Raw genomic sequence first — 20,477 nt, 5'->3', positions numbered from 1 at the left:
ACTTAGGGTTTCGCCCTTACGGCGAGTCACCTTTTCCAAACGCCGAAAAGGTAACCGAAAAGGCTTGCCCCAACGTACGGCCCTCGCCGTGGCTCGGGTTCCTTCGCTGCGGGGCTCATCCGGGCGCATCGCCTCCGGTTTGCTTCGCTGCACCTCCTCTCGATGTGTTCGACTGCGTCGAACGGTCGCTGCGCTCCCACCCCCGGATAACCCCCTCCACTCAGCCTGCCGACGGGGCCTGTGGATCAAGATCAAGAGCCGCAGCCGAGCTTGCGCTCATCCTGTTGAGTGGTGGGAAGCGGATGTGCTCCGCTTTTGCTCTTCTGTGGGCGCTGCGGTGCGACGATTCGACTTGCTCGCGATGGCGGCCTGACAGCCGACCAACCTCTAGCTGAATACACCGTGTGCAACCTGTGGGAGCGAGCCTGCTCGCGAAGGCGGCCTGACAGCCGATCAATCTCCAGCTGAATACACCGGGTTCAAACTGTGGGAGCGAGCCTGCTCGCGAAGACGACCTGACAGCCGACCAATCTCCAGCTGAATACACCGGGTTCAAACTGTGGGAGCGGGCTTGCCCGCGAAGGCGACCTGACAGCCGACCAACCTCCAGCTGAATACACCGTGTTCAAACTGTGGGAGCGGGCTCGCCCGCGAAGGCGGCCTGACAGCCGACCAACCTCCAGCTGAATACACCGTGTGCAACCTGTGGGAGCGAGCCTGCTCGCGAAGGCGACCTGACAGCCGACCAATCTCTAGCTGAATTCACCGTGTGCAAACTGTGGGAGCGGGCTTGCCCGCGAAGGCGGCCTGACAGCCGATCAATCTCCAGCTGAATACACCGGGTTCAAACTGTGGGAACGGGCTTGCTCGCGAAGGCGGAATGTCATTCACCAACGATTTGGCTGATCAACCGCTTTCGCGAGCAGGCGCGCTTCTGCAGGAGGTCAGCGGCGCTCTGGATATTCGCGGTGCATCTGTTCCAGCAGTGCGTCCTTGTCCTGCCACAGCTGGTTGATCCAGCCCTGGAATTGCAGGCGATATTCGCCGTCCTGGTCGTAGTTCTTGCCGATGAATGACGGAGGAATCTGCAGCTCTTCAAAGTGCACCACCACGTCGCGCACGTTGCCGCACAGCAGATCCCAGAAACCCGGACGCCCGCCGGGATAGTGGATGGTCACGTTGACGATCGACTCCAGTTGCTCACCCATCGCGTCCAGCACAAAGGCAATGCCACCCGCCTTGGGCTTGAGCAGGTATTTGAACGGCGATTGCTGCTGCGCATGTTTGCCTTCGGTGAAGCGCGTGCCTTCGACGAAGTTGAAAATCCCCACCGGGTTGTCGCGAAATTTCGCGCAGGTTTTGCGCGTGGTTTCGAGGTCTTTGCCTTTCTTCTCCGGGTGCTTTTCCAGGTAGGCCTTGGAGTAGCGCTTCATGAACGGAAAGCCCAGCGCCCACCAGGCCAGACCAATCACCGGGACCCAGATCAGCTCCTGCTTGAGGAAGAATTTCAGCGGCTGGATGCGCCGGTTGAGCACGTACTGCAGAACCAGGATGTCGACCCAGCTCTGGTGGTTGCTGGTGATCAGGTACGAGTGCTGATAGTCCAGGCCCTGCAGGCCGCTGATGTGCCAGCGGGTGCGCCGCACCAGGTTCATCCAGCCCTTGTTGTTGCTGATCCAGGCTTCGTGGGTGTGGCTCATCAGCCAGCGTGAGGCACGCCGGGCGAGGTCGAACGGCAGCACCTTGATCAGCGCCACGCAGAACAGGAACGAGCACAGCAGAATCGTGTTGAGTGCCAGCAGCAGCGCGGCGATCACGCCGCGCAGTGGGGCGGGGAGGAAGTCCAGCATTTACACATCCATAGGTCGGTTGGCGGCCTGAATCGCAGTCAGGGCGATGGTGTAGACGATGTCATCGACCTGCGCGCCGCGCGGCAAATCGTTCACCGGTTTGCGCAGGCCTTGCAGCATCGGCCCGAGGCTGACGCAGTCGGCACTGCGTTGCACGGCTTTGTGGGTGGTGTTGCCGGTGTTCAGGTCGGGGAATACGAACACCGTGGCGCGACCGGCCACCGGGCTGTTCGGCGCCAGTTGCCGGGCCACGGTTTCGTTGGCGGCGGCGTCGTACTGCAACGGCCCGTCGATCAGCAGCGAGTGCTGTTGTTCGTGGGCGAGCAGGGTCGCCTCGCGGACTTTCTCGACTTCCTCGCCGGTGGCCGATTCGCCGCTGGAGTAGCTGATCATCGCCACCCGCGGGGTGATGCCGAACGCGGCCGCCGAGTCAGCGCTCTGCAGGGCGATTTCGGCCAGCTCGCTGGCGCTCGGGTGCGGGTTCATCACGCAGTCGCCGTAGACCAGCACTTCTTCGGGAAAGAGCATGAAGAACACCGACGACACCAGCGTGCAGCCCGGTGCGGTCTTGATCAGTTGCAGGGCCGGGCGGATGGTGTTGGCGGTGGTGTTGATCACGCCGGAGACCAGACCGTCGACCTCATCCAGCGCCAGCATCATGGTGCCGATCACCACGGTGTCTTCCAGTTGCTGCTCGGCCATCGGCGCGTTGAGGCTCTTGCTCTTGCGCAGCGCCACCATCGGCTCGACGTAGCGCTCGCGGATCAGGTCCGGATCGAGGATTTCCAGCCCCGGCGGCAACTCGATGCCCTGGGCGCGGGCCACGGCTTCGACGTCCGCCGGTTTCGCCAGCAGCACGCACCGGGCGATGCCACGCTCCTGGCAGATCGCCGCGGCTTGCACGGTGAACGGCTCGCTGCCTTCGGGGAGGACGATGCGTTTGTTCGCCGCTTGCGCGCGCTGGATCAATTGATAGCGGAACACGGCCGGCGACAGGCGCATTTCCCGCGGTGTGCCGCAGCGCTGGTGCAGCCAGTTGGCGTCGAGGTGGCTGGCGACGAAATCGGTGATGATCTCCGCACGTTCGCGGTCATCGATGGGGATTTCCTTGTTCAGGCCATTGAGCTGGTTGGCGGTGTCGTAGGAGCCGGTGCTCACCGACAGCACCGGCAGGCCGGCCTGCAGCGCGCCCCGGCAGAGGTCCATGATGCGCGGATCGGGCAGGGTGTCACTGGTCAGCAACAGGCCGGCCAGCGGTACACCGTTCATCGCCGCGAGGCTGACGGCGAGGATGATGTCGTCGCGATCGCCCGGGGTCACCACCAGCACGCCGGGCTTGAGCAGCTCGACGGTGTTGCGCATGGTGCGCGCGCAAATGATGATTTTGGTCATGCGCCGGGTTTCGTAGTCGCCGGCATTGAGCACCTGCGCGCCCATCAGGTCGGCGACGTCGCGGGTGCGCGGCGCGTTGAGTTCGGGCTGGAACGGAATGCAGCCGAGCAGGCGGAAATCGCCGCTGCGCAGCAACGGCGAATGTTCCTTCAGACGCGTGGCGAAGGCGTCCATGCTCTCATCGGTCTTGACCTTGTTGAGGATCACGCCGAGCACTTTCGGGTCTTTCGGGCCACCGAACAATTGCGCCTGCAGTTCGACGCGACCGGACAGTTCGGTGAGCACTTCGTTTTCCGGCGCCGAGACCAGAATCACTTCGGCGTCGAGGCTTTTCGCCAGGTGCAGATTGACCCGCGCGGCGTAGCTGGCGCTGCGGGTCGGCACCATGCCTTCGACGATCAGCACGTCCTTGCCGATGGCGGCCTGCTGGTAAAGGGTGATGATTTCTTCGAGCAGCTCGTCGAGCTGGCCGTCGCCGAGCATCCGCTCGACATGCGCCAGGCCCAGTGGCTGCGGCGGTTTCAGGCCGTGGGTGCGGGCAACCAGTTCGGTCGAGCGCTCAGGGCCGGTGTCGCCCGGGTGCGGCTGGGCAATCGGCTTGAAGAAGCCGACCTTCAGCCCGGCCCGTTCCAGCGTACGCACCAGCCCGAGGCTGATGGAGGTCAGACCCACGCCAAAGTCGGTGGGGGCAATAAAAAAAGTTTGCATGCGGATTCTCTAAGGGTGCATGGCAATGGCGATCGTCTATCGCTGACGATCTGCCGCAATTCAGTCGCCAAGGTTAGCGCTAACCGAGGCCTGTGCGCACCAACCGCAGGCAAAGGGTTGGCCTATTTTTTCAATACGTTGCGCCGGGTCCAGGACCCATGCCCGCGACTGCCAGGGCGGCAGGTGGCGCAGGTGCTGGGTGTGCCCGCAGGACAGCTCGGCGACCCAGTGCGCGTCCTCGTCCTGGTGAAAACCGCTGATCGTGATCGGCTCGGATCGATCCCGTCTGTCCGGGTTGTGTTCGCTTTCGGGCAAATCCTTGTTTAGACTTGTCCGTTCTTCATTCTTATGCAAAAGGTCTCGCCCCATGCTGATCGCCGCCAATAAGGCTGTCTCCATCGACTATACCCTGACCAACGACGCTGGTGAGGTCATCGACAGCTCCGCCGGCGGCGCTCCGCTGGTCTACCTGCATGGCGCAGGCAACATCATTCCGGGCCTGGAAAAAGCCCTGGAAGGTAAAACCTCCGGTGACGAACTGACCGTTGCCGTTGAACCGGAAGACGCCTACGGCGAGTACTCGGCCGAACTGGTCAGCACCCTGAGCCGCAGCATGTTCGAAGGTGTCGACGAGCTGGAAGTCGGCATGCAGTTCCACGCTTCGGCGCCGGACGGCCAGATGCAGATCGTCACCATCCGTGACCTCGACGGCGACGACGTGACCGTCGACGGCAACCACCCGCTGGCCGGCCAGCGCCTGAACTTCCAGGTCAAGGTCGTTGCCATTCGTGACGCCAGCCAGGAAGAAATCGCTCATGGCCACGTCCATGGCGAAGGTGGCCATCACCACTGATTTCTGCGCTAAGCTCAGAGAACTGGAGAGGCGCCCGAGGGCGCCTTTTTAGTCCGCGGCTGTCCTTGGTAGTCTCGCCAAGTGGCTGTTTCGAGTAGAACACGGGAATCTGGAGTTCGTCATGAGTGCTTTTCACGACCTTAAGTTGACAGCCCTGGATGGTCAGGAGCTACCGCTGGCACCCTTCAAGGGCCAAGTCGTGCTGGTGGTCAACGTCGCCTCCAAATGCGGCTTGACCCCACAGTACGCGGCGCTGGAAAACCTCTATCAGCAGTACAAAGGCAAAGGCTTCAGCGTGCTGGGCCTGCCGTGCAACCAGTTTGCCGGGCAGGAACCGGGTTCCGAGCAGGAAATCCAGGAATTCTGCAGCCTGAACTACGGGGTGAGTTTCCCGTTGTCGAGCAAGCTCGAAGTCAACGGCCATGAGCGCCATCAGCTCTATCGGCTGCTGGCGGGCGAGGGCGCGGAATTCCCCGGTGACATCACCTGGAACTTCGAGAAATTCCTCCTCGGCAAGGACGGCCGGGTCCTGGCCAGATTCTCGCCGCGCACCGCGCCGGACGATCCGACCGTGATTGCCGCGATCGAAAAAGCGCTGGGCTGAACAGCCACAGCAAAAGATCGCAGCCTGCGCCAGCACCTACCCGATCATGTGTAGGCGTTGGCGCAGGCTGCGATCTTTTTTGCTTCTGCTCTTCTGATCCTTGATCACTCAAATCAATAGTGCTGTTCAGGGCTCGCGATCCTTCATATTATCGCCGTCATAAAGTCATTTCCTGTGGAGCCCCTCAATGCCGGTCCAAGCCTTGTTCAAACCGTTCCGCCTCGGTGCCCTCGAACTGCCGACCCGGGTGGTCATGGCGCCGATGACCCGCTCGTTCTCGCCGGGTGGCGTGCCCAATTCGAAAGTCATCGAGTACTACCGCCGGCGCGCGGCAGCCGGTGTCGGCCTGATCATCACCGAGGGCACCACGGTCGGCCACAAGGCGTCCAACGGCTATCCCAACGTGCCGCATTTCTACGGTGAAGCGGCACTGGCCGGGTGGAAGAAAGTGGTCGATGCGGTGCATGCCGAAGGCGGCAAGATCGTTCCGCAACTCTGGCACGTCGGCAGCGTGCGCCGCATTGGCACCGAGCCGGACGCCAGCGTGCCGGGTTACGGTCCGTCGGAAAAACTCAAGGATGGTCAGGTCGTGGTTCACGGCATGAGCAAACAGGACATTCAGGACGTGATCGCCGCGTTCGCCCAGGCGGCGAAAGATGCCCAGAGCATCGGCATGGATGGCGTGGAAATCCACGGCGCCCACGGCTATCTGATCGATCAGTTCTTCTGGGAAGGCAGCAACCAGCGCACCGACGAGTACGGTGGCAGCCTGGCCAACCGTTCGCGTTTCGCCATCGAGCTGATCCAGGCCGTGCGTGCGGCGGTCGGCGAAGGCTTCCCGATCATTTTCCGCTTCTCGCAATGGAAGCAGCAGGACTACACCGCGCGCCTGGTGCAGAGCCCGCAGGCCCTGGGTGAATTCCTCAAGCCGCTGTCCGACGCCGGCGTGGACATTTTCCACTGCTCGACGCGCCGTTTCTGGGAGCCGGAGTTCGACGGTTCCGAGCTGAACCTGGCCGGCTGGACGCGCAAGCTGACCGGCAAGCCGACCATCACCGTCGGCAGCGTCGGCCTGGATGGCGAGTTCCTGCAATTCATGGTCAACACCGACAAGGTCGCGCAACCGGCCAGCCTGGAGAAACTGCTGGAGCGCCTGAACAACGACGAGTTCGACCTGGTGGCGGTGGGCCGTGCGCTGCTGGTGGATCCGGACTGGGCGCAGAAGGTTCGTGAAGGCCGCGAGCAGGACATCCTGCCGTTCAGCCGCGAGGCGTTGATGACGCTGGTTTAAGCGGCGTCCTTGTTGACCCCTTCGCGAGCAGGCTCGCTCCCACAGGTTCTCGGGTGTTCACGCAATCTGTGATCACCGCGGAACCCTTGTGGGAGCGAGCCTGCTCGCGAAGGCGGCTTCAAAACCAGCAAACATCTAAGGCAAGGTCTGCGCATTCGGCACGACCTGCTCCCCGACGCACGCGCCCCGCAAGTGACCTTCAAGTTCACCCCTTCGCGAGCAGGCTCGCTCCCACAGTTCTCGGGTGCTCACTCAATCTGTGATCACCGCAGAGCCCTTGTGGGAGCGAGCTTGCTCGAAGGCGGCTTCAGAACCCGCAAACATCTAAGGCAATGTCTGCGCATTCGGCACGACTTGCTCCCCGACGCACGCGCCCCGCAAGTGACTTTCAAACTGCTCGATGATCGTCGCCCAGCCTTGGCGACTGGCATGCTGGCGGGCGTTGAGGCGCACGCAGCGCAGGGTTTCCTGCTCCTCCAGCAACCACGCCGCGGCATCGCAAAATGCCTGTTCATCGCCGGGCATCGCCAGCACGCCGTTGTAGCCGTGGCGGATATGCTGCGCCGCAGCCGCCTGATCGTAGGCGACCACGCCAAGGCCCGAGGCCAGTGCTTCCAGCACCACGTTGCCAAAGGTCTCGGTAAGGCTTGGAAAGAGGAAAATATCCCCCGACGCATAGTGCGCCGCCAGCGCTTCACCTCGCTGCGAACCGCAGAAAATCGCCTCGGGCAGCTCCTTTTCCAGGAGCACCCGTTGCGGCCCGTCGCCGACCACGATCAGTTTCAGATGGCGTTGCGGATAGGTGTCGCGCAGTTTCTCGAAGGTGCGCTTGAGCAGGCCGAGGTTTTTCTCCGGGGCCAGCCGTCCTACATGAATCACCGCAATGTCCTGCTCGCCCAGCTCCCATTGCTCACGCAAGGCGTTTAAACGTTTGGCCGGATTGAATAGCTGACTGTCGACACCTCGCGACAGCAGCGCCAGGCGCTCGAAATGCCGGCGCTCCAGTTCCAGGCGCTGGCTCACGCTGGGCACCAGGGTCAGCGCCGAGCGATTGTGAAACCAGCGCAGGTAATGCGTGAGCAGGCGCGTGACAAAACCGAGGCCGTACTGGTTGGTGTATTGCTGGAAATTGGTGTGAAACCCGCTGACCACGGCAATGCCCAGGCGTCGCGCCGCCCGCAGGGCCGACAGCCCGAGCGGGCCTTCGGTGGCGATGTACAGCACATCCGGGCGCTGGCGTTTCCAGCGCCGCAGCAGCTTGTGCATCGACGATTGGCCCCATTGCAGCCCGGGATACCCCGGCAGCGGCCAGCCGCGGCAGAGCAGCAGGCCGGCATCGTCGCAGCGCTGCGGATCGTCACCCTGGCGCGGCCGCACCAGTTCCACCTGATGGCCGCGCGCGCGCAAGCCGTCGCACAAGCGGCCGAGGGTATTGGCCACCCCGTTGATTTCCGGTGGGAAGGTTTCGCTGATCAGAGTGATATGCAGAGCTGTCGTCATGACCTCAGTGTCGGCTGAGGCCATGTCGCGCTTGTGACGATCGGATGATGGATTTGTGAAGGGCGGTTGCGGCCGGCCTAGCGTTGGGTCACGAGGTTTTCAGCGCCGCGCTCGCGTACCCAGAACAGGGTCGCCCCGGCCACGGCGGCGGGCATCATCAGGATGTTCACCACCGGGATCAGCAGCACCAGGTAGACGATGCCGCCGAAACTCATGCTCTGCCAGCGCTTCTGCCGCAGCCAGGCGAGCATTTCGTTCCAGCCCAGCTTGTGGTTGTCCGCCGGGTAGTCGATGTACTGGATTGCCATCATCCACACGCCGAACAACAGCCACAGCGGCGCCGCCACGATGTTCACCACCGGAATGAACGACAGGATGAACAGGCCGATCGCCCGGGGCAGGAAGTAGCCGAGCTTGCGCATTTCCCGACTCAGGGTGCGCGGGATCATGGCGATCAGTTCGCCCCAGCTGAAGGCCGGGAAGTCATCGGTGCCGCGCACCACCACCTCGACCTTCTCCGCGAGGAAGCCGTTGAACGGTGCGGCGATGACGTTGGCCAGCATGGTGAAGGTGAAAAACACCATCAGCGCCACCAGCACCACGAACAGCGGCCACAGGATGTAGCTGAGAAAGCCCAGCCAGTCAGGCAGCGACGGCATCAGGCTGTCGACCCAAAGGCTGAACTGATGGCCGGCCAGATAGATCAGGCCGACGAACAGCACCAGGTTGATCGCCAGTGGCAGCAGCACGAACAGGCGCAGGCCTGGGCTGAGAACCAGTTTCAGGCCTTCGCGCAGGTATTGCGGGCCGGACAGGACAGGTGCGGGCATGAGGTGCTCCGAGCAAGGGAAAACGCGCCGACCTTACCGGCTTTGCCGAGGCGGCGAAAGCGTGGCAGACGCATCGACATTCACTGTAACAAAGACGCTCATCTCGTCAGGGCGTGCGCATAGAGACCACCTATGAGCTGGATTGTTAAACCGTATTTCCTTAATCTTGCCCCCCTCGATACGCTGCACCCAACTTTTTACAGGACTGTCGAGTTCATGCCTTCCCCAAGGTTATCCACAGTCCTTTTTTATTCCGCCGGCAGTCCGGCGTCCGCGCCAGAGATCTTGGCCGGTCAACAGGAGCAGGTTCATGTCTGAAGTCCGTCATTCGCGAGTGATCATCCTCGGTTCCGGCCCTGCCGGTTACAGCGCTGCGGTGTACGCGGCCCGCGCCAACCTCAAGCCACTGCTGATCACCGGCATGCAGGCCGGTGGTCAACTGACCACCACCACCGAAGTCGACAACTGGCCGGGCGACGTCCACGGCCTGACCGGTCCGGTGCTGATGGAGCGCATGCGCGAACACGCCGAGCGCTTTGAAACCGAGATCGTCTTCGATCACATCAACGCGGTCGACTTCGCGTCCAAGCCGTACAGCCTGACCGGCGACAGCGGCACCTACACCTGCGACGCCCTGATCATCGCCACCGGCGCCAGCGCTCGTTACCTGGGCCTGCCGTCGGAAGAAGCGTTCATGGGCAAAGGCGTTTCGGCCTGCGCGACCTGCGACGGTTTCTTCTATCGCAACAAGCCGGTTGCCGTGGTCGGTGGCGGTAATACCGCGGTCGAAGAAGCCCTGTACCTGGCCAACATCGCCAGCAAGGTGACCCTGATCCACCGTCGCGAAACCTTCCGCGCCGAGAAGATCCTGATCGACAAGCTCAACGCCCGCGTCGCCGAAGGCAAGATCGAGCTGAAACTGAACGCCACCCTCGACGAAGTGCTGGGTGACAACATGGGTGTCACCGGTGCGCGCCTGAAGAACAACGACGGCAGCAGCGACGAAATCAAGGTTGACGGCGTGTTCATCGCCATCGGCCACACCCCGAACACTTCTCTGTTCGAAGGTCAGCTGGAATTGAAGGACGGCTACCTGGTGGTTCAGGGCGGCCGTGAAGGCAACGCCACCGCGACCAGCGTCGAAGGCATCTTCGCCGCCGGCGACGTGGCCGACCACGTGTACCGCCAGGCCATTACTTCGGCTGGCGCCGGGTGCATGGCGGCACTGGACACCGAGCGTTACCTGGACGGTCTGCAGAACGCTTCGTTCTAAATCGCAGACAGAAAAAAACCGGCCGATTGGCCGGTTTTTTTATACCCGCGGTTTCAACTACGCCGCACAACCCTGTGGGAACTTGCTCGCGAAGGCGGTTTGTCAGTCGACATTTGTGTTGAATGTCAGTCCGTATTCGCGAGCAGGCTCGCTCCCACAGGGGGTGGGTATTGCTGTAGAGATCAGCGGCGGGTCAGCGGCTGTGCTTCGAACTTCACACCGGCCAGGCCGTGCTGGATCAGCGCACGGATATTGCCGTGATCGCTGCCCTCGGGCGTCGCTACCACCGAACGGTAGTGTTCGCCGAATGCCAGCAGTGCCTCTTCATCGCTCAGGCCTTCCAGCAGCGCCAGACCGAGCGTCTTGCATGAGCCTTCGTTCTGCCCGGCCGCGTTTTCCACGCCACCGTTGTTGAACGCCTGAGGCTGGTAGTCGTAGCCGGCGGCGATGAAGGACAAGGTGTCGGCAAAAACGTGTTCGCCGCTCTTGAGGCTGGCGCGCAGGGTGTTCAGATCACTCATGGGGTTTTCCTTTGGCGAACGCCGCTTGTTGTTCGGCGCTGGCTTCTTGCTGGTATTGGGCTTTCCACTCGGCGTACGGCATGCCGTAAACCACTTCGCGGGCGTCATCGAGGCTGACCTCGATCTGGCGCTCGTCGGCTTCGGCCTTGTACCACTTCGACAGGCAGTTGCGGCAGAAGCCGGCGAGGTTCATCAGGTCGATGTTCTGCACGTCCTTGCGGCTGTCCAGGTGGGCGACCAGTCGGCGGAAGGCGGCGGCTTCGAGTTCGAGGCGTTGTTGCTCGGTCATGGGAGTCTCTGCGAGACAGCTTCAAGCGACGAGCTTCAAGCTGCAGGATGGGTGGCGGTGATACGAAGTTTACAGCGTGCCGCTGGAAGCTTGAAGCTAGCGGCTCGCTGCAAGCGTTATGGACACCGATTCAGCAAAGCGCAGGGCGTGCGGCTTGTCCACCTCGACCTCGGCATAGAGCACCGAGGCGTTGCTCATCACCAGGTCCAGCAGCTCCTGGGTCAGGCGTTCGAGCAGCGCGAAGCGGTTGCCTTCGACGTGGGCGATGATCGCCTTGGTGATGGTGCGGTAGTTCAAGGCGTGATCGATGTCGTTGTCACGCACCGCTTCCTGCGCCGCGTACAGAATGGTCAGGTTGATCAGCACATCCTGCTTGTTGAGGATTTCGTCCTCGTTGATCCCGATAAAGGTGCGCAGGCGCAGATCCTTGACCCGGATGCGCGCCATTCCCGGTTGAAGTTGTGGCATTTACTTGCTCCGTCCAATCAATTGCAGGAACTCCTGGCGGGTGTTGCTCGACTCGCGGAAGGCGCCGAGCATGACCGAGGTGTTCATCGTCGAATTCTGTTTTTCGACACCGCGCATCATCATGCACATGTGTCGGGCTTCTATCACCACTGCCACGCCGGCGGCAGCGGTGACCTGCTGGACCGCCTCGGCGATCTGCCGGGTGAGGTTTTCCTGAATCTGCAGGCGTCTGGCGAACATGTCCACCAGCCGTGCGATCTTCGACAGCCCCAGCACCTTGCCCGTCGGAATATAAGCCACATGGGCCTTGCCGATGAAGGGCAGCAGGTGATGCTCGCACAACGAATACAACTCGATGTCGGCGACGATGATCATTTCATCACTGTCAGAGGCAAACAGCGCGCCATTGACGATCTCGTCGACGCTCTGCGCGTAGCCGTGACACAGGTATTGCATGGCCTTGGCCGCACGCAGCGGGGTGTCGAGCAAGCCCTCGCGGTCGGGATCTTCACCGAGGCCGATGAGGATCTGACGGTAGTTGTCGGGCAGGGACAGTGGCATGGCGCATCCTCGCGGGGCGGGGTTATTTGACGTGTCGCCCGCCGTTGACGGTCAGGGTAGTGCCGGTGACATAAGGGTTGTCGAGCAGATAACGCAGGCTCTGGTAGATCACTTCGCTGCCGGGCTCGATGCCCAGCGCGGATTTCGCCAGTGCCTTGGCGCGGTACGCCGCGTCGTCGTCGGGATTGAACAATAGCAGGGCCGGGGCGATGCCGTTGACCTTGATCGCCGGCGCATAGCGGGCGGCGAACGACAGGGTCAGGCTGTCGAGCCCGGCCTTGCTGGCGCAATAGCCGATATGCCGGCTGCTGCCCTTGCGCGTGACGTCGTCGCTGATATGAATGATGTCCGCGGGCGTCGAGCGCTGGAGCAGGTCGGCGCAGTGCAGGTTGATCAGGTACGGCGCGAGCATGTGCACGTTGAACATGCGCAAAAAGGCGTCGGCCTCGGTGTCCGCGGTTTCCGCCAGCCATTCGGAAGCATTGTGGACGATGGCGCGCAGGCTGTCGGTGTGGGTTTTCAGCTCATCGATGAAGGTGAGGATGCCGGCTTCGCTGGAAAAGTCCGCGAACACCGCGACAGCGCCCAGATCGCGCAGGGCTTGCACGCCCGGGCGTTCGCTGCGGTAGGTGAAGATGACCCGATGGCCGTCTTCAAGCAAACGCTGCGCGCAGTGCAGACCGACACGCTGGCCGGCACCGGTGATGAGGATCGGGGCGGAGGAAAGGGTCATGAACGGCTCGCGTCGCGGTGGGAGCAAAAACTATAACAGCGACGCGGCTTGCCCACCTATTACCGGCTCGCCCTGACAGGTGAAAGCGAGCCTGCTCGCGAAGGCGCACTGACAGCCAACAGGCATGTCGACCGGTGCCACGCGTTCGCGAGCAGGCTCCTTCCCCCGCGGGATTAGCGGTTTTGCGTAGAAGGCGTTGCAGGCAAGGGACGTGGCGCAACGCTGTTCAACCAACCCGCGAGCAACCGCGTCGACAGCGGAATAAAGAAGTACACCATCAGCGGCGTCAGGCATGCCGTGCTGATCAGCACCCGGGGCAGCAGACTCAACTCGCCGAGCCATGGCCCGAGGACGAAGTTGAACAGCAGCGACACCGGGAAAAACGCCAGCCAGATCGCCACGGCCTGTTTCCAGCGCGGTGGTCGCTGGCCGGCCGCGCCGAACCAGCCTTCGATGCCGCTGACCCGATGCTCCTTGGGGTGCGCGAACAGATCGCTGCCCCGCGCCAGCCACGCGGTGCGTGAGGCCGAGTGCTCCCAGGCGTGCAGGGTGTGCTCGTCGACGAAACGGAAGATGATCTGGAATTCATCGTCGCCGGGCGGTGGTGCGAGTACGCCGGAGCCGAGATAGCCGGGAAAGTCGGTGGCCAGTTGTTCGCCTTCGCGCAGCCAGGCGATCAGGTCCTGATAGCGGCCAGCAGCGACACGACGCGCAACCATCAGCGTGACGGGGGAAGTAGACATTGTGTATCTCCGAATTGCTTTGCGTTGCTCCGGGTAGGAGTTTCGCCAGACGCAGCGCCGGGGTAGTGGGCTGCGTTTATCGACAAGCAAGGATTATTCCTGATTATCGTGAATAAACCAGCGACATTCGTCGCAGTTCATCACTTGAATCGTCACCGGGCATCAGGAGTAGAATGGGATCCAACTACGCCACCGATGGACGTGTACACACCTATGCCAGTCATTGCAGATGTTCAGCCAGGTTCACCGACATCTGTTGCCCTTGAGCGCGAGGAGCTTTTTCCCATTCGCGAGGTTTCTCGGCTGACGGGTGTGAACCCGGTGACCCTGCGTGCCTGGGAACGCCGCTACGGCTTGATCCAGCCGACGCGCACCGAAAGTGGGCACCGCTTGTATTCGATGACCGATATCGAGCGTGTGCGCAGCATCGTCGACTGGATCGACCGCGGCGTGGCGGTGAGCAAGATCGGCAAGATCCTGGCCAAGACCGAGCCGCTGAAAGTGCTGGCGCACTTCATCTCCGACGACCAGGTGCAGGCCGATTACCAGCAATGGCAGGATCAGGTGCAGCGCGCGGTCAGCTCGTTCGATGACCAGGAGCTGGATCGCGTCTATGGCCAGATCTTCTCGTCCTACGCCTTGCCGGTGGTGTTCCAGGACATCCTGATGCCGTTGTGGCTGCGGATGCTGCAACGCCAGGACGCCTTCGGCCAGACCAGCGAATGGCTGTTTTTCGATGGGTTCCTGCGCGCGCGGGTGTTGCAGCGGATCGTCATGCTGCGCGGTTCACAGCCGCGCCGGGTGGTGGTCAGTGCCCTGGCCGGGCAGTGCCGCGAGCTGGAGCTGCTGGTGGCGGCGCTGTTTCTCAGTGGCAATGATGCCGGCGTGCGGGTGCTGACCAGCGGCCAGCCGTTCGATGAACTGACCCTGGTCTGCGAAAAGATCAAGCCGCAGGCGCTGGTGTTGTTTTCCAATCATGCGCCGAGCGCCGAATTGCCGCGGCGCCTCAACCGCCTGGCGCTGAGTCTCGATTGTCAGTTGATGCTGGCGGGGGATGCGGCCGATCTGGCCCAGGACAGCCTCGCCGGATCATCGGTCGCGTGCCTGGGCAATGAAGCGGTGACCATGCGCCAGCGGATGCTGCAGTTCATGGCGGGAACGCTGGATACCTGAAGACTCAGGTGTGCAGGGCAGGGTGGGTCAGGCGATGTTGCTGCAGGATGAACTGGCGCAGGCGCTCGGTTTCGTCGGCGTCGGTCTGACTCAGTTCATAGGCGAAGAATCCGCTTTCGGTCTCGCGTTCGAAATTGCCGCGCAGGGCAATCCGCTCATAGCCTGAAGGGCTGAACCACAAGGCAAAGTGCTTGGGTGGTTTGGTCTTGTTGCGCACTTCCAGCAGCACGCCTTTGTGCGACACCTCATGCACCCAGAACGTACCCGGCTGGCCCTTGGCGTTTTCCAGGGCGACCGGTTCTTCCAGGGTCAGGCGCCACGGGCGCACCATCGGCCCGTCTTCGTAGATGCTTGGCACCCCCAGACGCAAATGCAGGGCGTGGAATTCGTCCTCGACCAGGTGCAGCGGGAATGTCATCTGCTGGTTTTCGAAGTTTGCCTGGATCGTCACCTGTTCATGCGCGGCGAGGCGCGTGAGCAGGTCGCGGATCTGCGAACCGCCATTAACCAGCAGACTCGACGTCGCATCCCGCACATTGAGTTGCGGGTTGTGCTGCATGGTCTGGATGAAATCCAGCTCATCCTGAGTGAGGAGGGCGTCGCGTTGCATGGTTAACTCGTAAGAAATAGTTACAAAGTCATTGGTGATTGTAGTTACTGACACTTAGTTCGCAGTTTTGTTTGCGCCGTTCGTCGCTTTCAGCGCCGCGAGCTCTGCCTGCAGGGCGGCGACCTGGGCTTCGAGCTGCGTCACGCGTTGTTGCGCCTTGACCTGGACGCTGACGTCTTTCTGTACACCGATGAAATACGTCTGGCCATCTTCGGCATTTTTTATCGTCGATATCGACAGCTCGTTCCAGAACGGCGTGCCGTCCTTGCGGTAATTGCGCAGGATTTCGCGGCACGCACCACCGTCCCTCAGGACCTGGCGAATCCGCTCCAGGCTTTGCTGATCACGGTCACCGGCCTGCAGGAAGCGGCAGTCCTGATAGAGGATCTCTTCGCTGCTGTAACCGGTCAGGCGTTCGAACGCGGGGTTCACGTAGATCAGGATGGTGTCCTGGTCGCCTTCCTTTTCCGTCACCACGATGCCGTCGTTGGAGGCGTTGATCACCATTTGCAGCAGGCTGGCTTTGATCATCTCTGAATCCGTCCGGGGCTTTCGGTGGCTGGCATTCTAGAAGATCGCCCGCCGCTGTCTACTGGCCATCAAGGCCAAACGCGAGCCAATCGCAGCTTTGCGCTGGCGGCTGCTACTATCGTTGCTCTTTTTTTCAGTTTTCAGGATCAGATTGATGAAAGTCGCCATTCTTTCCGGCTCGGTCTACGGCACGGCCGAGGAAGTCGCTCGTCACGCCCAGAGCCTGTTGCAGGCCGCCGGTCACGAAACGTTCTACAGCCCGCGTGCAACCCTGGCCGATCTCCAGGGCTTCGCCCCCGAGGCGCTTCTGGCCGTGACGTCGACCACCGGCATGGGCGAACTGCCGGACAACCTGCAACCGCTGTACTCGACCATCCGCGATCAACTGCCCGCCGCCTGGCGCGGCCTGCCGGGTGCGGTCATCGCCCTGGGTGACGCCAGCTACGGCGACACATTCTGCGGCGGCGGCGAGCAGATGCGCGAACTGTTCGCCGAACTGGGCCTGCGCGAAGTGCAGCCGATGCTGCGTCTCGATGCCAGCGAAAGCGTCACCCCGGAAGCCGATGCCGAGCCTTGGCTGGCGCAACTGATTGACGCCCTCAAGGGCTGATCGGGCGTTCGCGCAGCAGGGCCAGCCAGGCCTGTGCAGCCTTCGACAGATAGGCGCCGTGGCGCCAGATGAACGCGATGTCCCAGCGCAAGTAATCCGGCGCCTGCAAGGTCAGGCGCACCACGCCCGGCCGCACCAGCCCGCGCGCGACCACACTCGGTAACAGCACCACGCCCTGTCCCGCCGCCACCAGTGCGGCGAGGAAATCCGCCTGCCCGCTGCGGCCGCCTTCCTTCGGCGTGAAGCCCATCTGTTGGCAGGCCTGGAGCAGGCGGTCGTTGAGCACGAAGCTGCGCTGATAAAGCAGGAAGGGCGTGTCCGCCAGTTCCCGCAGGCTGATCACGCCCCGGCCCGCCAGCGGATGATCCACCGGCAGCAGCGCATCCAGCGGTTCATCACAGAACGGCTGGCAGTCGAACTGCGGGTCTTTCGGCAACAGACTGCCGCCGAGTTCCAGTTCGCCACTGAGCACCGCCTGCTCGATGTTGCGACTGCCCCCCTCAAGCAACTGAATGCTGATATTCGGATAGCGTCGGCGGTACTCGGCGAACAGCCCGGCGAACAGCGCATCGCTGCCCAGCAGCGGCAGGCCGAGGCGCAACTCGCCGCGTGCCAGTTGGCTGAGGTCGTCGAGTTCGCTGAGCAATTCATTGCGCAAGCGCAACATGCCCTCGGCGCGTTGCAGGACCACGCTGCCGGCCGCGGTGAGACGCAGTTGCGAGCCAAGCCGTTCCAGCAGCGGCGTGCCCAGGCTCTGCTCCAGCTGGGCGACTTGCTTGCTCACGGCGGACTGGCTGATGTGCAGGGTTTTCGCAGCCTGCGTGAAGCCGCCCTGATGCATGACTTCGACGAAGCTGCGCAGTTGTCGGAATTCCATGGTGATGATTCCAGATTGGAATGGCTGCGAGTCTAACAATTCGCTTCGGAGATAGCAGGTCGCTTCGTAAAATGGACGCCTGTCTGGAGTCCGTAATGAAACCCTCAATGCTCAAACATCTGTCCCGCCTGTGCAGCGAACTGGCCGTGCTGCTCGGCCTGTATCTGTTCGGCTGCCAGCTGTCCGCGTGGCTGGCGTGGCCGATCCCCGGCGGGGTGATCGGCATGGCGCTGTTGTTGCTGGCGTTCGCCGCAGGCTGGGTCAAACCGGCAGCGTTGCAACTGGGCGCCGGACTGTTGATGGCGGAGATGCTGCTGTTCTTTATTCCGGCACTGATGAGCCTGCTGGATTACGGCGCGCTGCTGCGCAATGACGGCTGGCGGATCATGCTGGTGATCGCCGCCAGCACCCTGATGGTGATGCTGGTGACGGCGTTCACCGTGGAACTGGCGGTGCGCCTGAGGCGGTCCCGTGAAGCTTGAGCTGATGCCGATGTTCTGGCTGACCTTCACCCTCCTGGCGTACCTGTTCAGCCGCTGGTTGTACCGGCGCAGCGGGCGTTACTTGCTGTCGCCGCTGATCCTGGTGCCGGCGCTGCTGCTGGCCGTGGCGGTGCCGCTGCACACCGCCTACGCCGAATACGCGAGCAACACTCATTGGCTGATGCAGGTGCTGGGCCCGGTGACGGTGGCGTTTGCCGTTCCGATCTGGCAGCAGCGGCGCCTGCTGGTACGGCATTGGTCCGCGCTGCTGTTGGGCATGCTTGCCGGCAGCGCGGCGTCGGTTGGCACCTCGTTCGGCCTGGCCAGGCTGCTGGCGCTGGACAGCGCGGTGACGCTGTCGCTGCTGCCGCGCTCGATCACCACTCCGTTCGCCATGCCGCTGGCGCAGGATCTCGGCGGCGTGCCGGAACTGACCGCGGTGTTCGTGATGTTCACCGGGGTCTTCGGCGCCATGCTCGGTGGCGTCCTGCTCAAGTGGCTGCCGCTGCGCAGTGCCCTGGCGCGAGGTGCGTTGTTCGGTGTCGGCGCCCACGGTGCCGGGGTCAGCCGGGCCCATGAAGTCGGCGGCGAGGAGGGCTCGGTCGCGGGCCTGGTGATGGTGCTGACCGGGCTGCTCAACCTGTTTGCCGCGCCTTTGTTGGCGTCGATGCTTTGACATGGATCCAAAGAGTTTGCCCTGCTGACTCGTTCAGTCATCAAGCTGGCTGCCAATGCAACTACGTGAATTCCTGGGCCTGACTAGACTGCTGACACATGCCCAAGAACAAGAACGCAGAGGTGCATACAGTGAGCGTAGCCCCCGTCCAGTCGTCCCTCGATGTGAAAAACCAGGTCAGTGCCGCGGAGTGGCAGACCCGGGTCGATCTTGCCGCCTGTTATCGCCTGGTCGCGCTGCATGGCTGGGATGACCTGATCTTCACCCACATTTCCGCCAAGGTCCCCGGCACCGAGGATTTCCTGATCAATCCGTTCGGCCTGATGTTTCACGAGATCAGCGCTTCGAGCCTGGTCAAGGTCGATCAGGCCGGCAACAAGCTGATGGACAGTCCCTACGAGATCAACCCTGCCGGCTACACCATTCACAGTGCGGTGCACGAAGTGCGCCACGATGTGGCGTGTGTGCTGCACACCCATACCGCTTCCGGTGTCGCCGTGTCGGCGCAGAAACAGGGGGTGTTGCCGATCAGTCAGCAGTCGCTGTTCGTGCTGTCGAGCCTGGCCTATCACGCCTACGAAGGGGTGGCACTCAACCACGAGGAAAAGGCCCGCCTGCAGGCCGACCTCGGCGACTGCAATTTCCTCATGCTGCACAACCACGGTCTGCTGACCTGCGGCGGTACCATCGCCGACACGTTCCTGATGATGTTCACCTTCCAGCGGGCCTGCGACATCCAGGTGATGGCGCAAACCGGCGGTGCCGAACTCATCGCCATCGAACCGCAGATCCTGGCGGGCGCCAAGGCGATGATCGCCGGCGTCACCAAGAGTGCCCAGGGCATGGGCGGCGCGCTGGCCTGGCCGGCGCTGCTGCGCAAGCTCGATAAACAGGACGGGGGGTACAGACTCTAATGCCGCTCTCCGAGATTCCTCTGAGTGTCTGGCGCAAGCGCGGCCAGACGTTTGTCTTCCGTGGCCAGGCGATCCGCTACTGGACGGCCGGGCAGGGCGAGCCGCTGCTGCTGATCCATGGCTTCCCGACGGCCAGTTGGGACTGGCACTACCTGTGGCAGCCACTGGCGCAACGCTACCGGGTGATTGCCTGCGACATGCTCGGCTTCGGCGATTCGGCGAAACCGCTGAACCACGATTACAGCCTGCTCGAGCAGGCCGATCTGCAGCAGGCATTGCTCGCGCACCTGCAGGTCGAGCAGCCGCTGCATGTGCTGGCCCACGACTACGGCGACAGCGTCGCCCAGGAACTGCTCGCCCGGCACTACGACGGCCTGATCGATGTCGCCAGTTGCGTGTTCCTCAACGGCGGGCTGTTTCCCGAAACCCACCGTCCGGTGCTGACGCAGAAATTGTTGCTCAGCCCGCTGGGCTGGATGATCGGCCGCGCCTTCAGCCGCGATCGCCTGGTGAAAAGTTTCCGGCAGATTTTCGGCCCCGACACCGGTCCCAGCGAAAGTGAACTGGATGATTTCTGGAGCCTGATCGACAGCAACCGCGGACCTCGGATCCTGCACAAACTGATCGCCTACATCCCCGAGCGTCGGGTCCAGCGTGATCGCTGGGTCGCCGCGATGCAGCGCGGCGAAATTCCGCTGCGGGTCATCGATGGCGCGGTCGATCCGATTTCCGGCGTGCACATGGTCGAGCGTTATCGCGAACTGATTGCCGACGCCGATACCGTGCTGTTGCCAGGCATCGGCCACTATCCGCAGACCGAGGCGCCGGTGCAGGTGCTCAAGCATTATTTGCAGTTTCGCGATCAATTCGTGCTGCCACCGCGCAAGGTGGCCTGCTCCTGACACGATCGCCGCCTGCGGGCTGCGATCGTCGCCTGGGCCACTTCATCATCCCCCAGCCTTATCGCGCACCATTCAGCCTCAGCCGT

24 protein-coding genes are annotated in these 20,477 nt (G+C 62.6%); 10 read left to right on the top strand and 14 right to left on the bottom strand.

Annotated features, from left to right (window positions below; translation table 11 throughout):
* Positions 1-944: 944 nt before the first annotated feature.
* From yihG to QRN70_RS11200, 3 genes are read right to left on the bottom strand one after another with little or no spacing between them, the layout of a single operon-like run.
* Positions 945-1,850, bottom strand: coding sequence for a 1-acylglycerol-3-phosphate O-acyltransferase, YihG family (gene yihG, locus QRN70_RS11210; protein ID WP_285417709.1), 906 nt, complete (start codon positions 1,848-1,850; stop codon positions 945-947).
* Positions 1,851-3,950: a phosphate acetyltransferase gene (pta, locus tag QRN70_RS11205; RefSeq protein ID WP_285417708.1), complete on the bottom strand. Its 2,100-nt coding sequence runs from the start codon at positions 3,948-3,950 to the stop codon at positions 1,851-1,853.
* Positions 3,951-4,010: 60 nt separating this feature from the next.
* Positions 4,011-4,319 (bottom strand): DUF3565 domain-containing protein, encoded by a 309-nt coding sequence (locus tag QRN70_RS11200; RefSeq protein WP_285418077.1) that lies wholly within the window; start codon positions 4,317-4,319, stop codon positions 4,011-4,013.
* Here QRN70_RS11200 and QRN70_RS11195 point away from each other — a divergent pair.
* From QRN70_RS11195 to QRN70_RS11185, 3 genes are all read left to right on the top strand, one after another.
* Positions 4,318-4,803: an FKBP-type peptidyl-prolyl cis-trans isomerase gene (locus tag QRN70_RS11195; RefSeq protein WP_285417707.1), complete on the top strand. Its 486-nt coding sequence runs from the start codon at positions 4,318-4,320 to the stop codon at positions 4,801-4,803. The genes QRN70_RS11200 and QRN70_RS11195 overlap by 2 nt on opposite strands.
* 121 nt (positions 4,804-4,924) lie before the next feature.
* On the top strand, positions 4,925-5,407 hold the full coding sequence (locus QRN70_RS11190; RefSeq protein WP_285417706.1) for a glutathione peroxidase: 483 nt from the start codon (positions 4,925-4,927) through the stop codon (positions 5,405-5,407).
* A gap of 187 nt (positions 5,408-5,594) precedes the next feature.
* Complete coding sequence (locus tag QRN70_RS11185) at positions 5,595-6,698, top strand: NADH:flavin oxidoreductase (RefSeq protein ID WP_285417705.1); 1,104 nt, start codon at positions 5,595-5,597, stop codon at positions 6,696-6,698.
* A gap of 324 nt (positions 6,699-7,022) precedes the next feature.
* Here QRN70_RS11185 and QRN70_RS11180 read toward each other — a convergent pair whose 3' ends face one another.
* Together QRN70_RS11180 and cysZ are read right to left on the bottom strand one after the other, a co-directional pair.
* On the bottom strand, positions 7,023-8,222 hold the full coding sequence (locus QRN70_RS11180; RefSeq protein ID WP_285417704.1) for a glycosyltransferase family 4 protein: 1,200 nt from the start codon (positions 8,220-8,222) through the stop codon (positions 7,023-7,025).
* A gap of 53 nt (positions 8,223-8,275) precedes the next feature.
* Entirely contained in the window at positions 8,276-9,028 is a 753-nt protein-coding gene (gene cysZ / locus QRN70_RS11175; RefSeq protein ID WP_285417703.1) for a sulfate transporter CysZ, read from the bottom strand.
* Positions 9,029-9,338: 310 nt separating this feature from the next.
* Between cysZ and trxB the strand changes: the two genes are divergently transcribed.
* The gene (gene trxB, locus QRN70_RS11170) at positions 9,339-10,301 is read left to right on the top strand and encodes a thioredoxin-disulfide reductase (RefSeq protein WP_085698483.1); all 963 of its coding nucleotides are present in this window, start codon (positions 9,339-9,341) and stop codon (positions 10,299-10,301) included.
* 182 nt (positions 10,302-10,483) lie between these two features.
* Here trxB and QRN70_RS11165 read toward each other — a convergent pair whose 3' ends face one another.
* The 6 genes from QRN70_RS11165 to QRN70_RS11140 all read right to left on the bottom strand — a co-directional run bounded on the left by QRN70_RS11165 (position 10,484) and on the right by QRN70_RS11140 (position 13,616).
* A complete protein-coding gene (locus tag QRN70_RS11165) occupies positions 10,484-10,822 on the bottom strand; it encodes a HopJ type III effector protein (protein ID WP_011332495.1) in 339 nt (112 codons plus the stop codon).
* Positions 10,815-11,111, bottom strand: coding sequence for a DUF1244 domain-containing protein (locus QRN70_RS11160; RefSeq protein ID WP_285417702.1), 297 nt, complete (start codon positions 11,109-11,111; stop codon positions 10,815-10,817). Before QRN70_RS11160 ends, QRN70_RS11165 begins: the two co-directional genes overlap by 8 nt.
* A gap of 96 nt (positions 11,112-11,207) precedes the next feature.
* Positions 11,208-11,579, bottom strand: a complete 372-nt coding sequence (folX, locus tag QRN70_RS11155) for a dihydroneopterin triphosphate 2'-epimerase (RefSeq protein WP_285417701.1) — start codon at positions 11,577-11,579, stop codon at positions 11,208-11,210.
* Positions 11,580-12,140 (bottom strand): GTP cyclohydrolase I FolE, encoded by a 561-nt coding sequence (gene folE, locus QRN70_RS11150; protein ID WP_285417700.1) that lies wholly within the window; start codon positions 12,138-12,140, stop codon positions 11,580-11,582. It lies immediately after the preceding gene.
* A gap of 22 nt (positions 12,141-12,162) precedes the next feature.
* A complete protein-coding gene (folM, locus tag QRN70_RS11145; RefSeq protein ID WP_285417698.1) occupies positions 12,163-12,873 on the bottom strand; it encodes a dihydromonapterin reductase in 711 nt (236 codons plus the stop codon).
* Between the two features lie 173 nt (positions 12,874-13,046).
* On the bottom strand, positions 13,047-13,616 hold the full coding sequence (locus tag QRN70_RS11140) for an antibiotic biosynthesis monooxygenase (protein ID WP_285417696.1): 570 nt from the start codon (positions 13,614-13,616) through the stop codon (positions 13,047-13,049).
* Between the two features lie 213 nt (positions 13,617-13,829).
* Here QRN70_RS11140 and QRN70_RS11135 point away from each other — a divergent pair, with 213 nt between their 5' ends.
* Complete coding sequence (locus QRN70_RS11135; protein ID WP_502941558.1) at positions 13,830-14,789, top strand: MerR family transcriptional regulator; 960 nt, start codon at positions 13,830-13,832, stop codon at positions 14,787-14,789.
* A gap of 4 nt (positions 14,790-14,793) precedes the next feature.
* Here QRN70_RS11135 and QRN70_RS11130 read toward each other — a convergent pair whose 3' ends face one another.
* Entirely contained in the window at positions 14,794-15,399 is a 606-nt protein-coding gene (locus tag QRN70_RS11130; protein ID WP_285417692.1) for a hypothetical protein, read from the bottom strand.
* 54 nt (positions 15,400-15,453) lie between these two features.
* Entirely contained in the window at positions 15,454-15,930 is a 477-nt protein-coding gene (locus QRN70_RS11125) for a PAS domain-containing protein (protein WP_285417690.1), read from the bottom strand.
* 154 nt (positions 15,931-16,084) lie between these two features.
* Between QRN70_RS11125 and QRN70_RS11120 the strand changes: the two genes are divergently transcribed.
* Positions 16,085-16,540, top strand: coding sequence for a flavodoxin (locus QRN70_RS11120; RefSeq protein ID WP_285417688.1), 456 nt, complete (start codon positions 16,085-16,087; stop codon positions 16,538-16,540).
* On the opposite strand, the gene QRN70_RS11115 is transcribed toward QRN70_RS11120, so the two are convergent.
* Positions 16,530-17,417 carry a LysR family transcriptional regulator gene (locus QRN70_RS11115; RefSeq protein WP_285417686.1) on the bottom strand — a complete coding sequence of 296 codons (888 nt, stop codon included), beginning with the start codon at positions 17,415-17,417 and terminating at the stop codon, positions 16,530-16,532. The two genes, QRN70_RS11120 and QRN70_RS11115, sit on opposite strands and share 11 nt — an antisense overlap.
* A gap of 95 nt (positions 17,418-17,512) precedes the next feature.
* Here QRN70_RS11115 and QRN70_RS11110 point away from each other — a divergent pair, with 95 nt between their 5' ends.
* From QRN70_RS11110 to QRN70_RS11095, 4 genes are all read left to right on the top strand, one after another.
* Positions 17,513-17,899 carry a CidA/LrgA family protein gene (locus QRN70_RS11110; RefSeq protein WP_285417684.1) on the top strand — a complete coding sequence of 129 codons (387 nt, stop codon included), beginning with the start codon at positions 17,513-17,515 and terminating at the stop codon, positions 17,897-17,899.
* Complete coding sequence (locus QRN70_RS11105; protein ID WP_285417682.1) at positions 17,889-18,575, top strand: LrgB family protein; 687 nt, start codon at positions 17,889-17,891, stop codon at positions 18,573-18,575. Before QRN70_RS11110 ends, QRN70_RS11105 begins: the two co-directional genes overlap by 11 nt.
* A gap of 131 nt (positions 18,576-18,706) precedes the next feature.
* Complete coding sequence (locus QRN70_RS11100; RefSeq protein ID WP_285417680.1) at positions 18,707-19,489, top strand: class II aldolase/adducin family protein; 783 nt, start codon at positions 18,707-18,709, stop codon at positions 19,487-19,489.
* Entirely contained in the window at positions 19,489-20,391 is a 903-nt protein-coding gene (locus tag QRN70_RS11095) for an alpha/beta fold hydrolase (RefSeq protein ID WP_285417678.1), read from the top strand. The genes QRN70_RS11100 and QRN70_RS11095 overlap by 1 nt, the downstream gene beginning before the upstream one ends.
* The last annotated feature ends 86 nt before the right edge of the window (positions 20,392-20,477 follow it).

The sequence above is a fragment of the Pseudomonas sp. efr-133-TYG-5 genome (assembly GCF_030209175.1).
Classification (GTDB): domain Bacteria; phylum Pseudomonadota; class Gammaproteobacteria; order Pseudomonadales; family Pseudomonadaceae; genus Aquipseudomonas.
Note: the sequence above shows the minus strand (reverse complement) of the source record. Positions and strands in the feature narration are given on the sequence as shown.